Source organism: Brevibacterium ravenspurgense (genome assembly GCF_001584615.1).
GTDB classification, from domain to species: Bacteria; Actinomycetota; Actinomycetes; order Actinomycetales; family Brevibacteriaceae; genus Brevibacterium; species Brevibacterium ravenspurgense.
The window spans coordinates 278,546-303,440 of record NZ_LQQC01000010.1 but is presented as its reverse complement, the minus strand read 5'-3'; the positions used below and the strand labels follow the sequence as shown (position 1 = coordinate 303,440).

Here is a 24,895-nt window from a genome sequence, read left to right as displayed (position 1 = left end):
ACGTCAACAGGAGGAACCTACGCATGAGCCCGCTGAACTGGTCTGCCGAAGATCAGGCTGCTGTCAACACCGCTCGACTTCTCGCCGCTGATGCCGTTCAGGCCGCCGGCAATGGCCACCCGGGCACGGCGATGAGCCTCGCCCCGGCAGCGCACTACCTGTACCAATACGCGATGACCCACAGCCCCGCCGACCCGGACTGGGTGGGCCGCGACCGTTTCGTTCTATCGGCCGGCCACGCCAGCCTCACGCAGTACGTTCAGCTGTTCCTCACCGGCTACGGGCTGGAACTGGACGACATCAAGCAACTGCGTCAGTTGGGTTCGCTCACTCCCGGCCACCCCGAGGTGGGGCACACTGCTGGTGTCGAAATCACCACCGGCCCGCTGGGCTCGGGTATTGCCAGTGCTGTTGGCATGGCAATGGCAGCACGCCGGGAACGCGGCCTGTTCGACCCGGAGACTCCGAAGGGCGAAAGCGTTTTCGACCACAACATCTTCGTCATCGCCGGTGACGGAGACCTACAGGAAGGCGTGTCCGGCGAAGCATCGTCGCTTGCCGGCACACAGCGCCTGAGCAACCTCATCGTCATCTGGGATGACAACCGCATCTCGATTGAAGACGACACCTCGATTGCGTTCACAGAAGACGTCGAAGCGCGCTACGCCGCATACGGCTGGCACACTCAGCACGTCTCCTGGGTCAAGGAAGACGGCACCTACGTCGAAGACCTCGACGCCCTCCACCTCGCCGTGGAAGCTGCCAAGGAAGACGACCGACCGTCGTTCATCCGCCTGTCGACCATCATCGCCTGGCCCGCCCCGAACGCCCAGAACACGGGTGCTTCGCACGGCGCCGCACTGGGCGATGACGAAATCGCCCAGACTAAGAAGATGCTGGGCTTCGACCCCGAAGAGAAGTTCGCGGTCGCCCCAGCGGTCCTCGACTACACCCGAAAGGCAGCTGAGCGCGGCCGCGAAGCACAGCGGGAATGGGACGAGCGCTTCCAGCAGTGGCGCACGGCCAATCCGGAAGCCGCCGAACTGTTTGACCGTCTGCAGGCTCGCGAACTCCCCGAAGGTCTTGCAGACACCCTGCCGACTTTCGACGCCGACGACAAGGGCATCGCCACCCGCGCAGCCTCGGGTCAGGTCCTGCAGGCGCTCGGTGCGGCAATGCCCGAACTTTGGGGTGGATCCTCCGACCTCGCGGGCTCGAACAACACCCTCATCAAGGCCGACCCGTCCTTCCTGCCGGAAGACCGCTCTTCCGACATGTTCAGCGGCAATGAATACGGCCGCAACCTGCACTTCGGCGTTCGTGAGTTCGCAGCGGGCCTCATCTGCAACGGCATTGCCCTGCACGGTCCCACCCGCCCCTACTCCGGCACGTTCCTCGTGTTCTCCGACTACCAGCGCGCTGCCGTTCGCCTGGCAGCTCTGCAGAACCTGCCGAACGTGTTCGTGTGGACGCACGACTCCATCGGCCTGGGCGAAGACGGACCAACCCACCAGCCGGTTGAGCACCTCAGCTCCCTGCGCGCCATCCCCGGGCTCGACGTTGTCCGCCCCGCAGACGCCAACGAAACAGTGTTCGCGTGGCTGAAGATCCTCGAACGCACCGACGGACCATCCGGCCTCGTGCTGTCACGGCAGAACCTGCCGGTGTTCGACCGCACGGAACTGGCAGGTGCCGAGAACACCGCCAAGGGCGCCTACGTGCTTTCCGACGACGCTGACGCTGAAGTCATCCTGATGGCTACCGGTTCGGAAGTGCAGCTGGCGCTCGAAGCAGCCCAGCAGCTGCGCCACGACGGCACGGCAGTGCGCGTCGTTTCGATGCCCAGCCACGAATGGTTCGACGCACAGCCTTCCGACTACCGCGACAGCGTTCTGCCATCACACATCCGCGCACGCGTTTCGGTTGAAGCCGGTTCGGCCATGAGCTGGCACCGCTACCTCGGAACGGACGGACGAGCCGTGTCACTCGAACACTTCGGCGCATCCGCCGACTACAAGCGCCTCTACCAGGAATTCGGCATCACCGCCGACGCTGTTGTCGCCGCCGCCCGCGAATCCATCCGCGCGGCCAAGGGGGAACAGTGAGCCTTGAAGCACTGAGCACAAACGGCGTATCCATTTGGCTTGACGACCTTTCGCGCACGCGAATCGAATCCGGTTCGCTCGCGAAGTCCGTGGCGGAAGACTCCGTCGTCGGTGTGACCACGAACCCGACGATCTTCGCAGCCGCACTTGCGGAAGGAAGCGGCTACGAAGACCAGCTGAGCGAGCTCAAGGCCAGCGGCACCTCGACAGAGGATGCCGTTGATGCCCTGACCGTTCGGGATGTCCAGCTCGCCTGCGACATCCTCGAGCCGGTCTATGACGCAACGGGTGGTCGTGACGGTCGCGTGTCGATTGAGGTGCCGCCGACGCTCGCTCACGATGCCGAGGGCACAGCTGAATGCGCGCGCAAGCTGCACCGCATGATCGACCGGCCCGGCGTCATGATCAAAATCCCAGCAACCCCCGAGGGCCTGCGGGCCATCACCGCGGTCACGGCTGAGGGCATCAGCGTCAATGTCACGCTGATCTTCTCGCTCGATCGCTACCGCCGGGTGGTTGAGGCCTACATCAACGGCCTTGAGAGGGCGCGAGAAGCAGGCCACGACCTGAGCACCATCCACTCGGTCGCCTCGATTTTCGTCTCTCGCGTAGACACCGAGGTGGACAAGCGGCTGGAGAACATCGGGACCGACGCGGCTATGGCGCTGCGCGGCAAAGCCGGCATCGCCAACTGCCGTGCCGCCTACCGCATTGCCGAAGAGCAGTTCAGCTCGGAGCGGTTCGCTGTGCTCGAAGCAGCCGGTGCCAACCGCCAGCGTCCGCTGTGGGCCTCGACCGGCACGAAGAACCCCGAGTACCGCGACACGCTCTATGTTGAAGAGCTCACGGCCCCGGGAACGGTCAACACTATGCCGGAGAAGACCCTGCGCGCCTACGCCGATCACGGCGAGGACAAGGGCGACACCGTCACCGGCACTGCTGCCGAAGCCAGCAGCGTTCTTGACGCTTTGGCCGCTGCGGGCATTGACTACGCCGACGTTATGCGGGTTCTGGAAGAAGAGGGCCTGCAGAAGTTCGACGACAGCTGGGCTGAGCTCGTGCAGACGGTCGAGGAGGGTCTGCGATGAAGGTCGTCCTCTCCCCCGCCTCCGCTGAATCCTACGAACACGAACTCGCGATCCTCACGGAAGCTCGCGCCGCGTCGCGCCTCGCCGCGCGTGACGCGCACCTATGGGGCGATTCCAGCGCACAGACCGCAGAGAACCGTCTGGGCTGGGTTGACCTGCCCGCTTCAGATCACCCGGAGATCGCCCGCGCAGAAGAGCTGCGACACGAACTCGCCAAGCGAGGCGTGCACCGTTTCGTCCTGTCCGGTATGGGAGGATCGTCACTGGGTGCGGCTGTTATCGCCAAGGCTCTCGAGGTGGAGCTCACCTTCCTGACAAGCACCGCACCAGCCGCTGTGCGCCGAGCTTTCGGCGATGATCTCAAGCACACGGGGCTCATTGTCGCCTCGAAGTCCGGCACAACCGTCGAAACCCGGTCACACTTGGCTGCCTTTGAGGCGGCTTGTGCCGACGCTGGGCTCGATGCGGCTGAGCGCCTTGTCGCAATCACCGACGCAGGTTCGGAACTCGATGACGCTGCGCGCTTTGCCGCGGTATTCACGGCTCCCGCCGATGTCGGGGGACGCTATTCGGCCTTTACGGCCTTTGGACTTGTGCCGGCGGTTCTTGCCGGCGGTGATCCGCGTTCACTGGTGGATTCAGCCGCAAAGTGCGCAGCTGTCCTCGCTGGCGACGAAGACAACCCGGCAATGGAACTGGCAGCGTTCCTTTCCAGTGCGCATGCCCGCGATGTTGACAAGCTCGTCCTTGCCGATCAGACAGGTGTTGGTCTGGGCGCGTGGATTGAGCAGCTCATCGGCGAATCACTCGGCAAAAACGGCAGGGGTCTGCTGCCGATCGCGGTTGAAGATCCGGCCTCGGAACTCATTCAGAATGCCGGCCCGGATGTCAGCACTGTCGTGCTGGCCTCGAGCGGCGCTGAATACACGGAACCGCCAGCCCCCGTGTCTGGTCATTTCGGCGCGGTCTCGGGTTCGCTGGGCGGCGCACTCTACCTGTGGGAGTTCACAACCGCCCTCCTTGCCTTCTCGACGGCTGTTGACCCTTTCGACCAGCCTGACGTCGAATCAGCTAAAGTCTCTGCCCGCGCAGCGCTTGCCGATCCGGAATCCGTGCAGAGCATGGATCTGGTCTTCAGCTATGAAAACATCGACGTCTACGGTGATGAACACACACTGGGCAGCGTGCGCAGCATCAGCGGTGCCGTTCGCGCATTGACCGATGCAGTGCCGGAGTTCGGCTATCTGGCCATCCAGGCTTTCGTCGATCCGGACCGCTTTGCTGCGATCGGCGCTCTTCGCGAAGCAGTTTTCCGTCTGACCGGTGTTGTGACAACATTCGGCTACGGCCCCGCGTACCTGCATTCCACGGGCCAGTACCACAAGGGCGGACGCAATAACGGTGCGTTCATCCAGATCACGGCTGACCGTGTCGGAGATGACCTTCCCGTTCCGGGCAAGGACTGTACGTTTGCACAGCTTCTCCGAGCCCAAGCCGATGGCGACGCAGACGCACTCCGGCGTGCCGAACGTCCCGTGATTCGCCTACACTTGCGGACTGACGGCTGGGAGCAGCTCGGCCGGTCTCTAGGCCTGGAAATATAACGGAATCAGAACCTTCCTGGTCGGAACTTGTGCATTCTCTCAGCATTTCCCCTAAGGTGAGTTCATGGCGTGGATCACAGTGACTCTGTGAATTCACAGCTGAGACCATGTACCCGAACTTCGGAGAGATTATGATCTCTGGCTCACGACCAGATTTCCTGGCACAAGAGGGCTCGTCACTCGAGTCCGTCGACGCGACCATTCAGAGCATTCTGGGACCGTTCTCAGACTGGCTCAACAAGGTGGTCTTCTACGCGCCGAGTGTCGGCGGCGTCGAGATTCCGCTCATCGTCGTCTGGCTTATGGCCGGCGCTATCTTCCTGACCGTCTACTTCCGGTTCCAGCCGTTCACCGGCCTGAAGTACTCCTACAAGGTGGTTCAGGGCCGCCTGACCCGAAAGACGGACCCCGGCCAGGTGTCATCGTTCCAGGCTCTTGCCACCGAACTCTCCGGTACGGTAGGGCTCGGCAACATTGCCGGTGTGGCTGTCGCCATTACGATCGGCGGTCCGGGCGCTGTCCTGTGGATCATCATCTTCGGCTTCCTCGCCATGACTATGAAGATGGTCGAAGCAACCCTTGGTGTTAAATACCGCGAAGTCGATGACAAGGGCGAAGTCATCGGCGGCCCCATGTACTACCTGCGCAACGGTCTGCGCGAAAAGGGCATGCCGGGCTTCGGTTCCTTCCTCGGCTACTTCTACGCCATCGCAACCCTCGTCGGCGTGTTCGGCGCAGGCAACCTGTTCCAGGCCAACCAGGTCGCCATGCTCGTACAGAACGCCACCGGCGGCGAGGAATCGTTCTTCGCCGGTCGCCTGTGGATCATCGGCCTCATCATGGCGATCCTCGCCGGTATTGTGATCCTCGGCGGCATCAGCCGCATCGCACAGTGGACTTCGGCTATCACCCCGCTCATGGGTGTCATGTACGTAGCATGTGTCCTCATCATCCTCGTCATCAACGTGCAGTACCTGCCGGGCGCTGTCGGCGCCATCTTCACCGGCGCATTCACGGGTGAAGGTGTGACCGGCGGTATCGTGGGTGTCGCAATCGTCGGTATTCAGCGAGCTCTGTTCTCGAACGTCGGTGGTGTTGGTACCGCAGGTATGGCCCACGCAGCAGTCAAGACTCGCCACCCCGCAACTGAGGGCTTCACCGCCCTGTGGGAGCCGTTCGTCGACTCCGTCGTCATCTGCACCCTGACCGGTCTGGCCATCACCGTCACCGGTGTCTACCAGGGTGACGCCAGCGGCGACGGCATCGTCCTGACCACCGAGGCATTCGCCACTGTCACCTCGTGGTTCCCGATCTTCGTCACCGTTGCTGCCGTTCTGTTCGGCTTCTCGACAGTGCTGTCCTACGCCTACTACGGCGAGGTTGCGATCGGGTTCCTCACCAAGAAGAGCCGTGCTGCCGTCCTCGCCTTCCACATCGTGTGGATCCTCGCAGTCGTCATCGGTTCGGCTATGACCCTGGAAAGCGTTGTCGGCATTTCCGACGCCACGCTGTTCATCATGGCCTTCCCGAACCTCCTGGGCATCTACTTCCTGGCACGCAGGGCTAAGAAGGAAATCTGGGTCTACCGAGCCCGCGTCAAGGCCGGCACCCTCGACGAGATCCCGGAAGACCTGCAGGTGGGTCTGCGCGACCACGAACCGACACAGCAGCAGATCGACGAGGAATACGCTCGTCTGAAGGCAGAACGCGAAGAACAGTCGCGTGTCCGCAAGGCATTCCGCAAGATCACTGCTGATCGTCGCGAAGGACGCGAAGACAAGCACACCAAGCTGTAACAACAGCTTGAAACGCACGGCGGAGCTTTCCGCCTGAACGACTGAGGGCCCCGCAGCCATGTGCTGCGGGGCCCTCAGTCGTTCGTCAAAACTTCCTACGTGCGCCTTCCGCGCCATTCCCCTCACCTGGAATCCTCCCATCGGCAGCAGATCCACTCCTTAGCCGCGCAGAAACTCCCGGCAGCCGGAGTCTGCGCCTTAGCAACAACTGCTGACGGGAGTTTCTGTTGCTGAAGCGTGGGCAGCCGGTGCCGGAAGTGAAGATTTGGTTCCTGTACCAACCGCGGTGGCCGCTGTTGCGGGACGCTGCCGAGGCGGGGTGCCAGTAACAGCTGCCTCATCATGTGCGGGATACTCACGAGGCGGAGGTCCAGTGCCGAGGTATGTTCTGCCCCCAGCCGGGGCGGCACCTCGGACTTAAGCCCGAGCAGAAAGCCTCCGGACAGCACAAAAGCGCCGCTGCCACACGGGCAGCGGCGCTTCAGAGATCAGCCCTCTTACTGGAAACGGACGATAAGTCCCAGAAGAACAATGGCGGCAACCCACACGATCGCGGTGAGCGCGGTGAACCTGTTGAGGTTGCCTTCAGCGACACCGGACGCACCAAGGTTGGCGCTCATGCCGCCGCCGAACATGTCGGACATGCCGCCGCCCTTGCCTTTGTGCAGAAGAATGAACAGCACAAGAATGAAGCTCGAGAGCACGAGTACGCCTGTCAGAATCCACGTCAGAATAGTCACGCCGGATATCCTATCAGTCAGCCGTGGCTCGTACAGCGCTCAGGCACAGCGTGGCGAAACCTGTCGGATCGAGGCTCGCTCCTCCGACAAGGGCACCATCGACATCAGCCTGGCGCATGATGTCGCCGACATTGTCCTGGTTGACGGAACCGCCGTACAGAATGCGCACCGACTGCGCGAATGCATCCCCGTAGGAGTCACTCAAGAGCCCGCGGACGGCCGTAGCCATCGTGCCGGCGTCCTCAGCCGTTGCGGTTTCGCCCGTGCCGATAGCCCACACGGGTTCATAGGCGATGACGAGTCCTTCAAGGTCGTCCGCAGACTGTCCTTCAAGCGCCCCAGTTACCTGCGACAGGGTGTACTCGATGTGGCTTCCCTCTGCACGGACTTCCTGCGGTTCGCCCACACAGAGAATCGGCGTAAGCCCGTGGCGCCGCGCGGCGCGAACCTTCTGACCGACGAGCGCGTCGTCCTCACCGTGGTGTGCACGGCGCTCGGAGTGGCCGACGACAACGTACTCGCAGCCCAGCTGGCTGAGGAAACGACCGCTGATTTCGCCGGTGTAGGCGCCTTCGTCGTGAACTGAGAGGTCCTGTGCCCCGTAAGACACTGGAACCTTGTCGGCCTGGACGAGTGTCTGCACCGAACGGATATCGGTGAACGGTGGGATCACTGCGATGTCAGCGGTCGAGCCGTCGAAGCGCGCGTCGCGCAGCGACCATGCCAGCTTCTGGACCGAGGCGATCGCCTCGAGATGATCGTTGTTCATCTTCCAGTTGCCGGCCAGGAGTGGTTTGCGGGTCATTACTGTGCTTTCAGTTGAGTGCTGTCAGTCCGGGCAGTTCTTTGCCTTCGAGGTATTCGAGGCTCGCACCGCCGCCGGTCGAGATGTGGCCGAAGTCGTCATCGGAGAAGCCGAGAGAGCGCACCGCCGCGGCGGAGTCTCCCCCGCCGACAACTGTGAGCCGGCCATCGGCCTCGGAACCGTGGACGGTGGTCAGCGCCTCGGCTACCGCCTTGGTGCCGGCCGCGAAAGCCGGGATTTCAAAGACTCCCATGGGACCGTTCCAGAAGACGGTCTTGGCCTGCTTGATGATCTCAGCGAAGTGCGCCGCGGATTCCGGCCCGATGTCGAGGCCAAGAGCATCCGCACCGGCCGGGGTGTCCTCGAGTGCGTCAACCGGTGCAACCCAATGCTGCGCGTCCGCACCGAACTTTTCCGCCATGACAATGTCGGTGGGCAGCACGATGTCAACACCGGCCTTTTCGGCCTTTTCGAGGTAGCCCTTGACGGTGTCGATCTGGTCCTCTTCCAGCAGCGAAGACCCGATCTCGAAGCCCTGGGCTTTGAGGAAGGTGAAGACCATACCGCCACCGATCAGCAGCGAATCAGCACGATCAATGAGCGAATCGATAACGCCGAGCTTGTCCGACACCTTCGAACCGCCGAGGACAACCGCGTAGGGACGCTTGGGATCGTGCAGCAGGCGTTCGCTCACTTCGACTTCAGCGGCGACGAGACCGCCCGCGAAGTGCGGAAGGCGTGCAGGAAGGTCGAACACGCTGGCCTGCTTGCGGTGAACAACACCGAAACCGTCAGAGACGAAGGCCTCCCCCAGGGCTGCCAGCTGGTCCGCGAAGGCGCCGCGTTCGGCATCGTCCTTCGATGTTTCGCCCGGGTTGAAGCGCAGGTTCTCCAACAGCAGGACTTCGCCGTCGGCCAGCGCGCCAGCGCGGGCTGCTGCGTCTTCACCCACGGTGTCCGTGGCGAACTGCACCGGACGGCCGATGGCCTCAGCCAGTGCCGGGGCTACCGGACCAAGGCTGAACTCGGGGTTCGGTTCGCCCTTTGGACGGCCCAGGTGCGCAATGACGATGACGCGAGCACCCGCTTCGGCCAACGAGGCGATGGTCGGAGCGGAGGCCTCGATTCGGCCGGGGTCGGTGATGGTGTCGCCGTCCATCGGCACGTTGAGGTCAGAACGAACGATGACGCGCTTGCCGGCGAAGTCGCTCGGATTGGTGAGAGTCTGCATAGTGTCCTTTTCTCAGTGCCGTTGTTCAGAGGCGTTCGGCTACGTAGTTTGTCAGATCGACCAGGCGCTCGGAGTAGCCCCACTCGTTGTCGTACCAGGAAACGACCTTGATCTGGTCGCCGACTTTGCGGGTGAGCTGAGCATCGAAGATCGAGGAGCGGTCTTCCATCACGATGTCCGAGGACACGATCGGGTCTTCCGTATACCCGAGAATTCCCTTCAGCGGGCCCTCGGCGGCCTTTTTGACCGCAGCGTTGACTTCTTCGACCGTGGCGGCCTTGCTGGGGAGGAACGTCAGGTCGACGAGCGATCCCGTGACGACCGGCACGCGGACTGCGAAGCCGTCCAGCTTGCCTTCGAGTTCAGGCAGAACCTTGCCGACGGCATTTGCAGCACCGGTGGTTGTCGGCACGATGTTGACAGCGGCAGCACGTGCACGGCGCAGGTCCTTGTGCGGCCCGTCGACGAGAGCCTGACCACCCGTGTAGGCGTGGATCGTGGTCATGATGCCGGATTCGATGCCGAACTCTTCGTGCAGGACCTTCGCCAGCGGAGCCAAGCAGTTGGTGGTGCATGACGCATTCGAGAACACGTGGTGCTTCTGCGGGTCGAAGTCTTCGTGGTTGACGCCCATGACGAACATGCCGTCGTCTTTTTTGCCCGGAGCTGACAGAAGAACCTTCTTAGCACCTCCGTCGATGTGCTTCTGGGCCTGGTCGCGCTTGCGGAACTTGCCGGTCGCTTCGATGACGATGTCGACGCCGAGCTCACCCCACGGGATGTCAGACGGGTCTTTGTGGGCGCTGGCGTGGATCGTCTTGCCATCGATGATGAGTGCGTCGTCGGTGTGTTCTACGGTGCCGCCGAAGCGGCCCCACACGGTGTCGTAGCGGAACAGGTGGGCGAGGCTTGCGTTGTCGGTGAGGTCGTTGACGGCAACCACTTCGAGCGAAGTGTTCCCGGCGAGGATCTGGCGCAGGACGGAACGGCCGATGCGGCCGAACCCGTTGATTCCGATGCGGACTGTCATGGTGTCTGCCTTTCGCGTGTGCAGGGTTCCGTGAGTACGAGGTGGTGGTCAGACGTCGTCGAGCATTTCGGGGGTGAGGCTGGCCTTCGTGTCGGGAACGCCCATTTCTTCAGCCTTTTTGTCCGCGGTGGCCAGCAGCCTGCGAACACGGCCGGCAATGGCGTCTTTTGTCATGGGCGGATCGGCCAGCTGGCCGAGCTCTTCCAGCGAGGCCTGCTTGTGCTTGAGCCTCAGCTTCCCAGCGTAGCGGAGGTGATCGGGAACATCGTCACCGAGAATCTCGAGTGCTCGCTCAACGCGGGCGCCGGCTGCGACAGCGGCACGGGCGCTGCGGCGCAGGTTGGCATCGTCGAAGTTCGCCAGGCGGTTGGCGGTGGCGCGGACTTCACGGCGCTGGCGACCTTCTTCCCACTCTTTGCGCACCTCGGTCGCGCCCATGGCTTCAAGAAGTTCGCCGATTGCTTCACCGTCACGGATGACCACCCGGTCGACTCCGCGGACTTCGCGGGCCTTCGCGATGATGCCCAGGCGGCGAGCAGCACCGACGAGGGCCAGTGCCGCTTCCGGTCCGGGGCACGTGACTTCGAGAGCTGATGACCGGCCCGGTTCGGTGAGCGAACCGTGAGCGAGGAACGCACCTCGCCATGCGGCCTTCGAATCGTTGATGGAACCGTTGACAACGGCCGGCGGCAGGCCCCGGACTGGGCGGCCGCGGTTGTCGATCAGGCCCGTCTGGCGGGCCAGTGCCGGCCCTTCGGCGGTGACGCGCACGATGTAGCGTTCGCGCTTGTTCAGGCCCGAGGCTCCCATGACGGCGACTTCGGGCGATGCACCGTAGAGGGTTGCGATTTCGCCGTACAGGCGGCGGGCTGCCGCCGCAGTGTCGAGTTCAGCTTCGATGACGATTGAACCGGCCACAATGTGCAGAGCCGACGCGAAGCGCAGCGTCGACGCGACCTCAGCTTTGCGGGCGGGCGAACGGCGTTCTTCCACCCGGGTGAGTTCGTCTTTGACCTTTGCGGTCAGGGACATGGGGTTCCTTCCTCAGTCACCACTGTTCATCGGTCTTCAGACCGGCGTTGACAAACATATCGCGATAGCAGGCAGCCAGCTTCAGCGTGTCGTGCTGGCCGCGGATACGCGCGGCCAGTGGACGCTCCCACAGCGTTGCCGAAAAGAGCTTTTCCGCTGCCTCTCGCAGACCTTTTTCCTCCGCGGCTGCTGTTTCGTCGACCAGAATGTAGTCGAAGTGCAATCCCGGCGCGTGCTCTTTCAGCGATTCCAGGTGGTCAGTCAGACTCAGCCCCCGGGTTTCTGCTGATGCTCCCGGCAGGTTGAGGGTGAGCGACTTCACAGCTGACGAGGTGCAGATCGCCTTGGCCAGTTCCGGCACCAACAGGTGCGGCATGACCGAGGTGTACCACGATCCGGGGCCGAGGTTGAGAACATCGGCCTGCTCCACCTCGGCAATTGTCTCCGACCGCGCCGGCGGCGCGGCGGGATCGAGCCGCACTTGAGACACGGTCCCCTGACTCGAGGCAATCTGAGACTGCCCGCGTATAACACCGACTGAGCCATGGCTGTCGGCAACGTCGGCTTCGATCGTCAGCGGCAGCGACGACATGGGCAGAACTCGGCCGTGAGCGCGCAGCAGGCGGGCCACCCAGTCGAGGCCGTCGACTTCGTCCCCATGGATCTGCCACAGGGCGCTAATGAGAAGATTGCCCACCGAGTGGCCGTCGAGGGGACCCGTGGAAGCGAAGCGGTGCTGAATAACGTCGCGCCAGATGCGGCCCCATTCGCTGTCATCCGTCAGAGCGGCCAGAGCCATGCGCAGGTCCCCCGGCGGCAGACCGCCGAACTCCTGACGCAGACGTCCGGAGGAACCACCGTCGTCAGCGACTGTGACAACCGCAACGAGGTCCTCCGTCAGCAGGCGAAACGCCCGCAGGGCTGCGTACAGGCCGTGACCGCCGCCGAAAGACACGACCTTCGGGCCGGAGCGCTTGGCGGGATGCTTCAGATACAGCGGAAGCTCCGCTGTTGTGACCGGGGGTTCCATGTCATTCCTTCCCCAGATCACGGTGGCGCAGAGTGACGGACGCGTTCGTCAGTTCCGCCAAGCGACGGTGAATGGCTTCGGCCACAGCGACAGAGCGGTGTTTGCCGCCGGTGCAGCCAATGGCGATCGTCGCGTAGGGACGGTGGTCGGCCAAATAGCCGTCAATGACGATTTCCAGGGCCGACACGTAGCGGTCAATGAAGTCTTGGGCGCGAGGCTGTGTGAGAACGTATTCGGCGACCGGCTCATCTGTTCCGCGCAGCGATTTGAGTTCCGGCACCCAGAAGGGGTTCGGCAGGAAGCGCACGTCGGCCACGTAGTCGGCGTCTTTCGGGGTGCCGTATTTGAATCCAAAGCTCATAACGGTCAAGCGCAAAGCAGATGACCCGTCCTTGTCGAACAGACGGCGGATTTCATCGCTCAGCTGGTGAACGTTGAGGTCGGACGTGTCGATGATGACATCAGCGCTGGAGCGCACCGGTTCAAGCTCGCTGCGCTCAGCTTGGAGCCCGTCGACAATCGTGCCGTCCCCCTGCAGCGGGTGAGGGCGGCGAACAGATTCGTAGCGGCGCACAAGGGCGTCGTCGTTGGCGTCAAGATAGAGAATGCGAATGCCCTCGGGGCCATGCAGGTTACGCAGCGTGTCTTTGAGCGTTGTGAACATGCCGCGCCCTCGGACATCGGCAACGACCGCGACCTTCGGGGCGTCGCCGTCGACTCGGCTTACAAGGTCGACAAGACCGCTGATCATCTGCGGCGGCAGATTGTCCACAACGTACCAGCCCATGTCTTCGAGGGCCTTCGCCGCGGTTGAACGTCCGGCACCGGACATGCCCGTCACGACGAGCACAGTGTCACGCTGATTGGTGGTCATGCGTTCTCCTTATTGCTTCCCCGCCTGATTCTTTCAGTCTTTTCTGAACGCGGCCACAATGCGCTCGGCCAAAGCGGGGCCGATCCCCTTGACTTCGGTCAGCTCTTCGACGCTGGCCTTTTTGATCTTCGTGACGGAGCCGAAGTGGTCAAGAAGAGCAGTGCGTTTGGCGGCACCAAGGCCTTCGACGGTGTCGAGTGCCGAGGCGGTGATCTTTCGTTTGCTGCGCTGGAAGGTGATGGCGAAGCGGTGCGCTTCGTCGCGGATGCGCTGCAGCATGAACAGGCCTTCCGAGTTGCGAGGGAAGATGACGGGGAAGTCATCCCACGACACCCATACCTCTTCGAGCCGCTTGGCCAGGCCGACGACTGTAATGTCGACCAAACCAAGGTCATCGAGTGCTCGTCTGGCAGCCGACACCTGCGGCAGGGCGCCGTCGACCACGAGCAGCGAGGGTCGGTAGCCGAACTTGGGATCCTCGTCTTCACTGGCCAGGGATTCCAGGTACCGGCTGAATCTGCGGGACACGACGTCGTACATTGCCGAGGTGTCGTCCCGGGCCGCGTCCCCTGTCACCGAGAACCTGCGGTAGTCCCGCTTGACCGGCAGGCCGTCTTCGAACACCACGAGTGAACCGACGACGTCCTCACCGTGGAAGTGCGAGTTGTCGATGCACTCAATGCGCAGGGGAGCTTCTTCCAATCCCAGATTCTCTTGGATTTCATTGAGCGCCTGGCTGCGCGTTGTCAGGTCTGACGACCGCCGTTTCTTGTGCAGTTCAAGCGCCTGCTCGGCGTTGGCAATGACGGTTGTGAGCGCTGCGGCCTTCTCCCCGCGTTCGGGAACCCTGATCGTCACCTTCGAACCGCGCGTTTCGCCGAGCCAGTCTTCCAGCACCGTGTGGTCTTCCGGAAGGGTATCGACGAGGATTTCCTTCGGAATGGCATCGGCTTCGACGTCCAGGTATGCCTGCCGCAGGTAGTCACTTGTCAGCTGGGCTGCAGTGAGGTCCTGCATGCGTTCGATGATCCACCCGCGCTGACCGCGGATTCGGCCGCCGCGGACGTGGAACACCTGGACTGATGCTTCGAGTTCTTCGACCGTCAGTCCGAAGATGTCGGTGTCGACGTTCTGCGACAGCATGACGGAGGATTTGTCGACGATTTTTTCTAAAGCCTCGATTTCGTCACGCAGCTGCGCGGCTCTTTCGAAGTCGAGTTCGCCGGCGGCCTCTTTCATTGCCCGCTTGCGCGTCGAAATGATCTTCCCGGTGCTGCCGGACATGAACTCTGTAACACCGTCGACAAGCTCCCGATGCGCCTCTGGGGTAATCCGGTCAACACACGGAGCGGAGCACTTGTCGATGTAGCCCAACAGGCACGGTCTGCCCGAGCGCGCGGCACGGTCAAAAACTGTTTTTGCGCACGTGCGAACGGGGAATGCCTTCAGCAGCAGATCCAGCGATTCGCGGATCGCCCACACGGCAGTGAACGGGCCGAAGTACTTGACACCCTTGCGGCGTTTGCCGCGAGTGACGAAAACCCGCGGGTACCGGTCCTTCACAGTGACCGCCAGGTAAGGGTAAGACTTGTCGTCGCGGAACATTACGTTGAACCGCGGCTTGAATTCGTTGATCCACGTCCATTCCAGGCGCAGCGCCTCGACTTCGCTTTCCACGATCGTCCACTCAACGGACGAAGCCGTGTGGACCATAGTGAAAGTCCGCGGGTGCAGGCCCGCGGGATTGGCGAAATAGGAGTTCAGCCGATTGCGCAGATTCTTCGCCTTGCCGACGTAGATGATCCGCCGTTCGTCATCGCGAAATCGGTAGACCCCCGGAAGCGTGGGGATCTCACCCGGTTTCGGCCGATACTGACTCGGATCAGCCAATGCGGCTCGCGATCTCCGGCATGGCAGCCAGGTAGCGCCCGGTGTGGCTTGCCTCAACCTGAGCCACTTCCTCAGGTGTGCCGGCAGCGACAACCGTGCCGCCACCTCGGCCGCCTTCGGGGCCCATGTCGATGATGTAGTCGCTCGCGGCGATCACGTCGAGATTGTGCTCGATGACGATGACCGTGTTGCCCTTGTCGACCAGCCCCTGCAGCACCAGCAGCAGCTTGCGGATGTCCTCAAAGTGCAGGCCCGTGGTCGGTTCATCGAGCACATAGACGGCGCGACCGCGCGTGCGCTTCTGCAGTTCAGCTGCGAGCTTGACGCGCTGGGCCTCACCGCCGGACAGCGTGGTTGCCGGCTGGCCCAGGCGCACATAGCCCAAGCCCACCTTGACGAGCGTGTTGAGGTGACGCGAAATTGCCGGAACCGCTTCGAAGAATTCGGCCGCCTCTTCGATCGGCATGTCGAGTACCTCGGCAATCGACTTGCCCTTGAACTTCACTTCGAGCGTTTCGCGGTTGTACCGCGCTCCCCCGCACACTTCACAGGGCACGTAGACGTCCGGCAGGAAGTTCATTTCGATCTTGATGGTGCCGTCACCGGAGCAGTTCTCGCAGCGACCGCCCTTGACGTTGAAGGAGAAGCGGCCCGGCTGATAGCCGCGCATGCGTGCCGTCTCAGTCTCTGCGAACAGCCGGCGCACGTGGTCGAAAACACCCGTGTAGGTGGCCGGATTCGACCTGGGTGTGCGGCCAATGGGCGACTGGTCGACGTGGATGACCTTGTCGAGCTCTTCAACACCCGTCACCCGCTTATGCAGGCCGGGTACGCGCTTGGCGTTGTTGAGCTTGTTGGCCAGCTCGCTGTACAGGATGTCGTTGACCAGCGTCGACTTGCCGGAACCGGACACACCCGTGACGGCGGTGAGAACTGACAGCGGGAACTTGACCGAAATGTCCTTGAGGTTGTTCGCCCGAGCCCGCTCGACACCGAGCATCCGCTTGCGGTCGACCGGCCTGCGCACATCAGGCACGCCGACCTTCTTACGTCCGGCAAGGTAATCACCGGTTGCCGAACCGTCTGCCTCTGGCAGACCCTTAACGGGCCCGGAGTAGACAACCTGACCACCGTGTTCACCAGCGCCCGGGCCGATATCGACAATCCAGTCCGCCGCATCGATCGTCTCTTCGTCGTGTTCGACGACGATGAGGGTGTTGCCGAGGTCCCGCAGCTTGATGAGGGTGTCGATGAGCCGGCGGTTGTCCCGCTGGTGCAGGCCGATGGACGGTTCGTCGAGAACGTACAGAACGCCGACCAGTCCGGAGCCGATCTGCGTGGCAAGCCGGATCCGCTGTGCCTCACCGCCGGACAGCGTTCCGGCGGCCCGGTCGAGTGACAGGTATTCCAGGCCAACGTCCAGCAGGAACTGCAGACGCGCCCGAATCTCTTTCATCACCTGGTCGGCAATACGTGCGTCACGTGCGCTCAGTTCGAGGCCGCCGAGGAACTCTGCCGCCTGATCAATCGCCATCCGGCTGACATCCGCAATCGAGGTGCCCGCCACCGTGACGGCAAGCGCCTCCGGTTTCAGGCGGGTTCCGTCACAGGACGCGCAGGGGACTTCGCGCATGTACGCCTCGTAGCGGTCACGGGCGGTGTCTGATTCGGTTTCGCCGTGCTTGCGCAGGATGTAGTTGAAAACGCCTTCGAAGCCCGTCGAGTAGGTGCGCTCACGGCCGAAGCGGTTGCGGTACTTGACGTGGACTTTGTAGTCCTTGCCCTCAAGAATCGCGGTGCGGACCTTCTTCGGCAGATCTTTCCACGGGGTCTTCAGATCGAAGCCGATTTCGTCGCCCAGGCCTTTGAGCAGGCGGTTGAAGTACTTCATGGTCGACTTGCCGTGCGACCACGCGGCGATGGCGCCCTCGGCGAGGGTCAGTTCGTCATCCGGGACGACGAGGTGCTCGTCAACCTGCAGGCGCACTCCGATTCCGTCGCACACGGGGCAGGCGCCGAAGGGCGAGTTGAACGAAAAAGTGCGCGGCTCGATCGTATCGGTGGTCAGCGGGTGGTCGTTGGGGCACGACATGTGTTCGGAAAACGTGCGGATCTCGTCTGAGTCGACAAGCAGAACGTCGAGGCGACCGTCAGCTGTGCGCAGCGCTGTTTCGACCGAGTCCGTGAGCCGCTGGCGGATGCCGTCCTTGCTAATGAGGCGGTCGACGACCACCGAAATGTCGTGCTTGTACTGTTTCTTCAGCGTGGGCGGCTCGCTCAGGCTGATCTGTTCCCCGTCAACCCAGGCTCGTGAAAAGCCCTGGCTCTGGAGCTGTTGGAACAGCTCGGCGAACTCACCCTTGCGCTGCCTGACTACCGGTGCCATGACGATGAACTTGGTGCGCTCCGGCAGGGTCAGCAGCTGATCGACGATCTGCTGGGGTGTTTGGCTGGAGATCTCCTCACCGCACTGCGGGCAGTGGGGAACGCCGATGCGCGCCCACAGAAGGCGCATGAAGTCATAGACCTCGGTGATGGTGCCGACTGTCGAACGCGGGTTGCGCGAGGTGGACTTCTGGTCGATCGACACCGCCGGGGAGAGCCCCTCGATCATGTCAACGTCGGGTTTGTCCATCTGGCCGAGGAACATGCGGGCATAAGACGACAGCGATTCAACGTAGCGGCGCTGCCCTTCGGCGAAGATCGTGTCGAAGGCGAGTGAGGATTTGCCGGAGCCAGAAAGACCGGAGAACACAACGAGACTGTCCCGCGGCACCTCGACATCGATGTTTTTGAGGTTGTGTGCCCGGGCGCCCTGCACGATGATCGTGTCGAGGTGAGACACTCCCCCGCCGGCGGGCCTGTGAATCTGGGATTCGTATGCGGTCATGTATCAGCTCTCCATTTCCGAACGTGGGGCGACGTCGATGATCGTCACCGCAGGTTCTCCAAGATCATCCGAGGCGTCTAGATCGACTTGGGCGCGAATGGCCCAATCCCTGTCGCCTTCAGGGTCGTCGAGTATCTGGTCGACCATCCAGGTTCTGCCGTCACGGCGGATGTGCACGAAAGCAGCCGAACGCGCATCGGCGCCGACTCCGAGGTCACCGTATTCGTCGTAGAAGGCTTCGATCGCATCCTCCCACTGCCGGTGGTCCCATCCGTCCTCACCGTCGAGCTCACCCAGGGCCCGGTAAGCGGCGCGCTCGGCCAGAAGCACACGGTGGAACAGGGCGTTGCGGACAAGTATCGTGAAAGCGCGCTCATCGTCGGTGAGCTTACGGGCTGCGTGCTCCAGGGGAAGGGTATCGGTCTCTTCAGCACCGGCCCTGCGCAGAGCCTCCCATTCCTGCACGAGGGAGGAATCAACGCGCAGCACGAGATCACCCAGCCAGTCGATGATGTTCTGCAGCGGTTCCGTCACAAGGTCTTCCGGCACTGTCTGGACGAGCGCGCGATAGACATCCGTCAGATAGCGCAGCAGTCCGCCCTCAACGCGAGCCAGCTTGTAGTACATGACGAACTGCGAGAAGTTCATGGCCTGGCTGATCATGTCGGCCACAACGGCTTTTGGCTCAATGCCGATCTCGCGCAACCACGGAGCGTGCTCCGTGAACGCCTCAAAGGCCTCATCCAGCACGTCCCCGTTGGGGCGGGGCAGCTCCATTTCGTCGATAATCGCCATGCGCTCGTCATAGGGCACACCCTCAGACTTGAGCGCCTGGATCTCTTCACCCTTGAGCCGATCCAGCTGTCCACGCAGAACGTGGTACGGGACTTCTGTCGTCGCCTCGATGACGCTGAGGACGTTGTCCGCCCAGTCGTCTGCTTCGGGGTCAAAAAGCTCCAAGGCAGCCAAAGCGAAAGGTGAGAGCGGCTGGTTGAGTGCGAACTGCGGACCGAAGTCCTCGGCGAGTTCGAAGCGCACCCTGCCGTCCTCTTCTGTGCGCACGAGGACGTCCGCATTGAGCAATGCTCGGCCGATGCGCAGCGCGCGCAGCTGCATGTCGAGTTTGCGCGACGGAGTTTCGTGAGTCGAGGCAATGAAGTCGCGCACGGTCTTCACGACATCTCCCCCGCGGGCGGCGAGGTTGATGACAGTCGAGTGGGTGATCTTCATGCGCGAGCGGAGCTCTTCGACTTCGCTGTCGCGCAGGTTCTCGAAAGTATCCTGTGACCAGCCCACGAAGCCCGCCGGCGGCTGCTTCTTAGCCGGTTTGCGCTTCTTATTGCTGTTGGCGGCCTTATCCGCCGCCTTCTTGTTTTCGATTTCGTGTTCGGGTGCCTGCGCGACCACAAAACCGACGGTGTCGAAGCCCGCACGGCCGGCGCGGCCGGCGATCTGCTGGAATTCGCGGACTGTGAGCCTGCGCATCTTCGAACCGTCGAACTTCGTCAGCGCTGTCAGCAGAACTGTTCGGATGGGCACGTTGATGCCGATGCCGAGCGTGTCCGTGCCCGAAATGACTTTGAGCAGCCCCTTGCCAGCCAAGTGTTCAACAAGGCGTCGGTATTTGGGCAGCATCCCGGCATGGTGGACGCCGATGCCGTGCAGCAGAAGCCGCTTGAGCGTCGTTCCGAAGCCCTTCTGAAAGCCGAAGCCGCGAATCTCATCGGCGATCGCCTCGCGCTCCTCTCGGGTGGCGAGATTGGCGCTCACAATCGACCCGGCCAGCTCTGCTGCCTGCCGCTGGGAAAACGACACAACGTAGACGGGAGCCTGATCGTGGCGGACGAGGGCGTGAAGGGTTTCCTGCAGCGGTTCTTCCGAGTAGCTGAATTCCAGCGGCACCGGTCTCTGCGCACCCGTCACATAGGACGTGGACCGTCCGGTGAGCTCCTCCATGCCCTTGGCGATAGCGGTAGTGTCGCCGAGGGTTGCGGACATGAGGACGAACTGCGACTGCGGCAGCGTCAGCAGCGGCACCTGCCACGCCCAGCCGCGCTGGGGATCGCCGAAGTAGTGGAACTCGTCCATGATGACGATTCCCACGTCCAGCATTGGGCCTTCACGCAGCGCCTGGTTGGCGAGGATCTCCGCCGTGGCGCAGATGACGGGAGCGTCCGCGTTGACCGAACTGTCACCGGTGACCATGCCGACGTTGTCGGCACCCAAGCGCTCGCTTAAGTCAAAGAACTTTTCAGATACGAGAGCCTTGATCGGAGCGGTGTAGTAGACCCGCACCCCGGTGCTGACACCCCAGTAGGCGCCGGCGAGGGCCACCATCGACTTTCCGGAGCCGGTGGGTGTTGCGACGATCGTGTTGTCGCCTGCGAGAACTGCGAGTATCGCTTCCTGCTGAGCGTCGTACAAGCTCAGGCCCAAACCGCTCACATAGTCTTCGAATGCTTCGTACACGGTGTCGGCAGAGGCGAATTCTTCCGGTATCTGCTCAAGTGCACTCACGAAGCGATTACCCATTCCTGAACTAGACTGACTGGGACTACCCATTATTCCCCATGAGAGGAACGCCATGGCTTTCTATGCGGTCACCTATCGCTACAGCGACGATGAACAGACGCGACTGGAGGTGCGTCCCACGCACCGGGAGTGGCTGGCCAAACTGGCTGATGCCGGCATGCTCATGGCGTCGGGTCCTCTCGCCAATGTTCAACAGCCGGGTGCCCTCCTGATATTCCAAGCCGACGACAAGGCCAATGTCGAAGACCTCCTGACGAACGATCCCTTCGCAGAAGCTCGGGTCATCACCGAGACCACGATCGACGAATGGGACATCGTCATCGGAGGTTTCGGACAGGCACGCTGATCTGATCTTCAACGACAAGGGCGGACGCACATGCGTCCGCCCTTTTTGTGCTGTTCGGTCGGCTGACCTCAGCTGCCGAGGTGCTCGCTGCGGAAGTGCCGGTAGTCGCGCCGGCGCTTGACGAGGCTGGCGATGACGGCAACCGTCATGGAGACCACGATGACGCCGAGTGAGACTGCCAGAGGGATTTCCGGAAGCTGGTGGGCGAAGGTTTCGCGGGCTGCCGTGTAGATGAGTTTGAAGCCGATGTAGCCGAGGATGACGGCGATTCCGTACTTGAGGTACTGCAGGTTGTCGGCCATGTTCTCCAGCAGGAAGTACAGCTGGCGCAGACCCATGAGTGCGAACAGGTTTGCGGTGAAGATGATGAACGCCGAACGGGTGACCGCCATAATCGCAGGGATCGAGTCGAGTGCGAACATGATGTCCGTGGTGCCGATCGCGATGAACACCAGAAGCATCGGTGTGGCAAACCGCTTGCCGTCGATCTTCACGAAGATCTTGTTGTCGTGGTAATCGTCCGTGAACGGAAACCGCTTCTTCACCATGCGGACGAGCAGGTTGTCACCGCCGTCGTCGTCGTCTTTCTCCGTGGCCTGCTTCCACGCGGTCCACAGGAGGAACGCGCCGAAGATGAAGAACACCCAGATGAACTTCTCGATGACCCACACGCCCGCGAGGATGAAGATGCCCCGGAAGACCAGCGAAATGATGATGCCAACCATGAGGACTTCCTGCTGATACCGGGGCGGCACCTTGAAGGCAGACAGCACGATGATGAACACGAAGACGTTGTCGATTGACAGCGAATACTCCATGAGCCATCCGGCGAGAAACTCGCCGCTGGCCTGCTTATTGCCGAAGAGATACAGCACGCCCGCGAAGATCAGGGCGAGTGCGACGTAGAAGCCGACCCACAGGCCGGCTTCGCGGTTGGAAGGCCGGTGTGGGCGTTTGAGGATGAGCAGCAGGTCTGCCAGGAGAAGCACACAGAGTGCGCCGAGGACGATGAATTCAAAGGTCAGCGAAAGGCCGCTGGCTGATTCGTGGTGCACGAGAGTTCTTTCTTAGGGGTCGATGACGTCCGTGAAAGTCTTTCCTGCGCCGCTGCTGCGCGCTGCTGACCCGGAACCCGACCCGGCTGGCCGCCGGACGGTTTCGTGTTGACGAATCAGCACATGAGGATACTCCCCTTCACCGGCTATCCAGTCTAGAGCACAGCGAGGACCGACTGCTCAGCTTTCGCGCTGGATCTGACGCAGATCACGTTTGAGCTCCTGCAGTTCGTCGCGCAGACGTGCCGCGAGTTCAAACTGCAGGTCGGCTGCCGCCTGGTTCATCTGTTCGGTCAGTTCAGCAATGAGCTCAGGCAGGTCGGTCGTCGGTGGGCGCACCGATGTCGGCTGCCCTGTCTCCTGACCGGCAGAACGGGCGCGCTGCTCATCGGTTTGGGCCGAGTTGTAGCCGCGTTTGCCCTTGCCGTAGTCGAAGTCGTTGAGAAGCTCCGCGGTGTCTTCGTTGTCGCGCTTGAGCCGTTCTGTGATGTCCGCGATCTTCTTGACCAGCGGCTTCGGATCGATTCCGTGCTCTTTGTTGAACGCGATCTGCTTTTCGCGGCGGCGCTCGGTTTCCTCAATGGCCTTCTGCATGGACTCCGTGCGGGTATCTGCGTACATGTGCACTTCGCCGTTGACGTTTCGGGCAGCACGGCCGATGGTCTGAATGAGCGAGGTGGTGGATCGCAGGAATCCCTCCTTGTCCGCATCGAGGATCGACACGAGCGACACCTCGGGCAGGTCGAGACCCTCACGCAGCAGGTTGATGCCGACCAGCACATCGAAAACACCGGAGCGCAGTTCGCTCAGCAGCTCAACACGGCGGAGGGTGTCAACATCCGAGTGGAGGTATTCAACCCGTACGTTGTGGTTGAGCAGATAGTCCGTCAGGTCTTCGGCCATCTTCTTCGTCAGCGTCGTCACGAGCACCCGCTCGTTGCGCTCCACCCGCAGGTTGATTTCATCCAGCAGGTCGTCAATCTGACCGCGCGTGGGTTTGACGATGACCTTCGGGTCCACCAGGCCGGTGGGGCGAATGATCTGTTCGACAACGCCGTTGGAGCGCTCGAGCTCATAGTCACCGGGTGTAGCGGACAGGTAGACGGTCTGGCCGATCCGATCCTGGAACTCCGAGAACCGCAGCGGCCTGTTGTCCAGGGCGCTCGGCAGGCGGAAGCCGTGCTCAACGAGTGTCCGCTTGCGCGACATGTCGCCTTCGTACATACCGCCGATCTGCGGGATTGTGACGTGCGATTCGTCGACCACCAGTAGGAAGTCCTCCGGGAAGTAGTCCAACAGACAGTTCGGCGCGGTGCCGGCCGCACGACCGTCGATGTGCCGCGAGTAGTTCTCAATCCCGGACGTGAAGCCCATCGACTGCATCATTTCGAGGTCGTAGGTGGTGCGCATCTTCAGACGCTGGGCTTCCAGCAGCTTGTTCTGGCCCTCGAGTTCGGCCAGTCGTTCCTGCAGTTCCGCCTCGATATCTGCAATTGCCCGAGCCATGCGGTCTTCACCAGCCACATAGTGCGACGCCGGGAAGATGTGGATGACCTCTTCTTCGCGAATGATTTCGCCGGTCAGCGGGTGCAGGGTGTAGAGAGCTTCGATTTCGTCGCCGAAGAACTCAATGCGGATGGCGAGCTCTTCGTACTGCGGGATGATTTCGACCGTGTCACCGCGCACGCGAAACGTACCGCGGGTGAATGCCACGTCGTTGCGGGTGTACTGCATTGTGACGAACTGTTTGAGCAGCGCATCACGGTCGACCTCTTCACCCACTTCGAGTGACACCATGCGGTCCACGTACTCTTCCGGAGTTCCCAGACCGTAAATGCAGGACACCGTTGACACGACGACGACATCCCTGCGGGTCAGCAGTGCGTTCGTTGCGGAGTGGCGCAGACGCTCAACCTCGTCATTGATCGACGAGTCCTTTTCGATGAATGTGTCCGTCTGCGGCACATAGGCTTCCGGCTGGTAGTAGTCGTAGTAGGACACAAAGTATTCGACTGCATTGTTCGGCAGCAGCTGCCGGAACTCATTGGCCAGCTGAGCGGCCAGGGTTTTGTTGTGCGCCATGATGAGCGTGGGCCGCTGCACTTCTTCGATCAGCCACGCTGTTGTCGCTGACTTACCCGTACCCGTAGCACCCATCAGCACGACGTCTTTTTCGCCCGCCCGCAGCCGCTCGGCCATTTCGGCAATGGCCGTGGGCTGATCGCCAGACGGCTTGTACTCGCTGACGACCTCGAACGGGGCCACCGAGCGGGTGACTTCCGGCCGGTGACCGATCTTGGGAACGGGAAGAGACTGCTGCGCCATGCTCCCAGGCTACTCTGCACGACAGCGCTCCACGAGCGCCGGAGTGGCCAAAGCGCATAGAGTTGGAGTGAACCCCAATCTGAGGAGGCAAAATGAGCCGCGTAACAAAAGCACAGGCCACCTGGAAGGGCCACCTGGCTGACGGCGAAGGTTCCGCTTCGCTGGAAAGTTCAGGTTTAGGCCCGTTCACCGTCAACTGGACGAACCGAGCAGAATCCCAGGTCGACAAGGTCACCAACCCCGAAGAGCTGATCGGTGCCGGCCTGGCATCGTGTTTCTCGATGGCGCTGGCCAACATCGTCGCAGAAGAGGGAGCCACTCCCGAACAGATCACGACGGGTGCTGACATCACCTTCGACCCGGTCAAGGGAATCCAGGAAATCCACCTCGTGACCGTGGGTCGTGCGGAAGGCATCGAACAGAAGACCTTCCAGACCCTTGCCGAGCGGGCCAAGAAGACCTGCCCCGCTGCAAAAGCTCTCTCAGGTGTGAAGATCACGCTCAGCGCCACAATGGCCTGAT

At 62.1% G+C, this 24,895-nt stretch carries 18 protein-coding genes; 6 read left to right on the top strand and 12 right to left on the bottom strand.

Annotation, left to right across the window (positions count from 1 at the left end; translation table 11 throughout):
• Positions 1-23 precede the first annotated feature (23 nt).
• The 4 genes from tkt (at position 24) to Bravens_RS05855 (ending at position 6,593) form a co-directional block, all read left to right on the top strand.
• Positions 24-2,105 carry a transketolase gene (gene tkt / locus Bravens_RS05870; protein ID WP_062021283.1) on the top strand — a complete coding sequence of 694 codons (2,082 nt, stop codon included), beginning with the start codon at positions 24-26 and terminating at the stop codon, positions 2,103-2,105.
• On the top strand, positions 2,102-3,193 hold the full coding sequence (tal, locus tag Bravens_RS05865) for a transaldolase (RefSeq protein ID WP_082791053.1): 1,092 nt from the start codon (positions 2,102-2,104) through the stop codon (positions 3,191-3,193). The genes tkt and tal overlap by 4 nt, the downstream gene beginning before the upstream one ends.
• The gene (locus Bravens_RS05860) at positions 3,190-4,797 is read left to right on the top strand and encodes a hypothetical protein (protein ID WP_062021277.1); all 1,608 of its coding nucleotides are present in this window, start codon (positions 3,190-3,192) and stop codon (positions 4,795-4,797) included. Before tal ends, Bravens_RS05860 begins: the two co-directional genes overlap by 4 nt.
• A gap of 131 nt (positions 4,798-4,928) precedes the next feature.
• A complete protein-coding gene (locus tag Bravens_RS05855) occupies positions 4,929-6,593 on the top strand; it encodes an alanine/glycine:cation symporter family protein (RefSeq protein ID WP_239232493.1) in 1,665 nt (554 codons plus the stop codon).
• A 497-nt stretch (positions 6,594-7,090) separates the two neighbouring features.
• Here the strand turns inward: Bravens_RS05855 and secG are convergent, their stop codons facing one another.
• The 10 genes from secG to Bravens_RS05800 are packed head-to-tail and all read right to left on the bottom strand — an operon-like array spanning position 7,091 to position 20,647.
• Complete coding sequence (gene secG, locus Bravens_RS05845) at positions 7,091-7,333, bottom strand: preprotein translocase subunit SecG (RefSeq protein ID WP_082784752.1); 243 nt, start codon at positions 7,331-7,333, stop codon at positions 7,091-7,093.
• Between the two features lie 13 nt (positions 7,334-7,346).
• On the bottom strand, positions 7,347-8,138 hold the full coding sequence (tpiA, locus tag Bravens_RS05840; protein WP_062021268.1) for a triose-phosphate isomerase: 792 nt from the start codon (positions 8,136-8,138) through the stop codon (positions 7,347-7,349).
• A gap of 10 nt (positions 8,139-8,148) precedes the next feature.
• Complete coding sequence (locus Bravens_RS05835; protein ID WP_062021265.1) at positions 8,149-9,369, bottom strand: phosphoglycerate kinase; 1,221 nt, start codon at positions 9,367-9,369, stop codon at positions 8,149-8,151.
• Between the two features lie 25 nt (positions 9,370-9,394).
• Entirely contained in the window at positions 9,395-10,399 is a 1,005-nt protein-coding gene (gene gap, locus Bravens_RS05830; protein ID WP_062021263.1) for a type I glyceraldehyde-3-phosphate dehydrogenase, read from the bottom strand.
• A 48-nt stretch (positions 10,400-10,447) separates the two neighbouring features.
• A complete protein-coding gene (gene whiA, locus Bravens_RS05825; RefSeq protein ID WP_019175071.1) occupies positions 10,448-11,431 on the bottom strand; it encodes a DNA-binding protein WhiA in 984 nt (327 codons plus the stop codon).
• Between the two features lie 16 nt (positions 11,432-11,447).
• Complete coding sequence (locus Bravens_RS05820) at positions 11,448-12,461, bottom strand: gluconeogenesis factor YvcK family protein (protein WP_062021260.1); 1,014 nt, start codon at positions 12,459-12,461, stop codon at positions 11,448-11,450.
• Position 12,462: 1 nt separating this feature from the next.
• Positions 12,463-13,335: an RNase adapter RapZ gene (gene rapZ / locus Bravens_RS05815; protein ID WP_062021256.1), complete on the bottom strand. Its 873-nt coding sequence runs from the start codon at positions 13,333-13,335 to the stop codon at positions 12,463-12,465.
• Positions 13,336-13,368: 33 nt separating this feature from the next.
• Positions 13,369-15,225 carry an excinuclease ABC subunit UvrC gene (uvrC, locus tag Bravens_RS05810; RefSeq protein WP_062021253.1) on the bottom strand — a complete coding sequence of 619 codons (1,857 nt, stop codon included), beginning with the start codon at positions 15,223-15,225 and terminating at the stop codon, positions 13,369-13,371.
• A complete protein-coding gene (gene uvrA / locus Bravens_RS05805; protein ID WP_062021250.1) occupies positions 15,218-18,115 on the bottom strand; it encodes an excinuclease ABC subunit UvrA in 2,898 nt (965 codons plus the stop codon). The genes uvrC and uvrA overlap by 8 nt, the downstream gene beginning before the upstream one ends.
• Before the next feature lie 3 nt (positions 18,116-18,118).
• Positions 18,119-20,647 carry a DEAD/DEAH box helicase gene (locus Bravens_RS05800; protein ID WP_062021247.1) on the bottom strand — a complete coding sequence of 843 codons (2,529 nt, stop codon included), beginning with the start codon at positions 20,645-20,647 and terminating at the stop codon, positions 18,119-18,121.
• Positions 20,648-20,699: 52 nt separating this feature from the next.
• Between Bravens_RS05800 and Bravens_RS05795 the strand changes: the two genes are divergently transcribed.
• A complete protein-coding gene (locus tag Bravens_RS05795) occupies positions 20,700-20,993 on the top strand; it encodes a YciI family protein (RefSeq protein ID WP_062021245.1) in 294 nt (97 codons plus the stop codon).
• A 68-nt stretch (positions 20,994-21,061) separates the two neighbouring features.
• Here the strand turns inward: Bravens_RS05795 and Bravens_RS05790 are convergent, their stop codons facing one another.
• Both Bravens_RS05790 and uvrB read right to left on the bottom strand, forming a co-directional pair.
• A complete protein-coding gene (locus Bravens_RS05790; RefSeq protein ID WP_062021242.1) occupies positions 21,062-22,048 on the bottom strand; it encodes a TerC/Alx family metal homeostasis membrane protein in 987 nt (328 codons plus the stop codon).
• Positions 22,049-22,228: 180 nt separating this feature from the next.
• Positions 22,229-24,373 carry an excinuclease ABC subunit UvrB gene (uvrB, locus tag Bravens_RS05785; protein ID WP_062021240.1) on the bottom strand — a complete coding sequence of 715 codons (2,145 nt, stop codon included), beginning with the start codon at positions 24,371-24,373 and terminating at the stop codon, positions 22,229-22,231.
• 92 nt (positions 24,374-24,465) lie between these two features.
• Between uvrB and Bravens_RS05780 the strand changes: the two genes are divergently transcribed.
• Positions 24,466-24,894: an OsmC family peroxiredoxin gene (locus tag Bravens_RS05780; RefSeq protein WP_019175080.1), complete on the top strand. Its 429-nt coding sequence runs from the start codon at positions 24,466-24,468 to the stop codon at positions 24,892-24,894.
• Position 24,895 lies beyond the last annotated feature (1 nt).

What these genes read in the sequence shown, in the direction of transcription:
- Bravens_RS05835 (WP_062021265.1), bottom strand. Translation starts at nt 9,369, where the DNA reads ATGCAGACTCTCACCAATCCGAGCGACTTCGCCGGCAAGCGCGTCATC.
- tkt (WP_062021283.1), top strand. Translation starts at nt 24, where the DNA reads ATGAGCCCGCTGAACTGGTCTGCCGAAGATCAGGCTGCTGTCAACACC.
- Bravens_RS05855 (WP_239232493.1), top strand. Translation starts at nt 4,929, where the DNA reads ATGATCTCTGGCTCACGACCAGATTTCCTGGCACAAGAGGGCTCGTCA.
- Bravens_RS05800 (WP_062021247.1), bottom strand. Translation starts at nt 20,647, where the DNA reads ATGGGTAATCGCTTCGTGAGTGCACTTGAGCAGATACCGGAAGAATTC.
- Bravens_RS05860 (WP_062021277.1), top strand. Translation starts at nt 3,190, where the DNA reads ATGAAGGTCGTCCTCTCCCCCGCCTCCGCTGAATCCTACGAACACGAA.
- rapZ (WP_062021256.1), bottom strand. Translation starts at nt 13,335, where the DNA reads ATGACCACCAATCAGCGTGACACTGTGCTCGTCGTGACGGGCATGTCC.
- tpiA (WP_062021268.1), bottom strand. Translation starts at nt 8,138, where the DNA reads ATGACCCGCAAACCACTCCTGGCCGGCAACTGGAAGATGAACAACGAT.
- uvrA (WP_062021250.1), bottom strand. Translation starts at nt 18,115, where the DNA reads ATGACCGCATACGAATCCCAGATTCACAGGCCCGCCGGCGGGGGAGTG.
- Bravens_RS05820 (WP_062021260.1), bottom strand. Translation starts at nt 12,461, where the DNA reads ATGGAACCCCCGGTCACAACAGCGGAGCTTCCGCTGTATCTGAAGCAT.
- Bravens_RS05795 (WP_062021245.1), top strand. Translation starts at nt 20,700, where the DNA reads ATGGCTTTCTATGCGGTCACCTATCGCTACAGCGACGATGAACAGACG.
- uvrB (WP_062021240.1), bottom strand. Translation starts at nt 24,373, where the DNA reads ATGGCGCAGCAGTCTCTTCCCGTTCCCAAGATCGGTCACCGGCCGGAA.
- gap (WP_062021263.1), bottom strand. Translation starts at nt 10,399, where the DNA reads ATGACAGTCCGCATCGGAATCAACGGGTTCGGCCGCATCGGCCGTTCC.
- Bravens_RS05780 (WP_019175080.1), top strand. Translation starts at nt 24,466, where the DNA reads ATGAGCCGCGTAACAAAAGCACAGGCCACCTGGAAGGGCCACCTGGCT.
- whiA (WP_019175071.1), bottom strand. Translation starts at nt 11,431, where the DNA reads ATGTCCCTGACCGCAAAGGTCAAAGACGAACTCACCCGGGTGGAAGAA.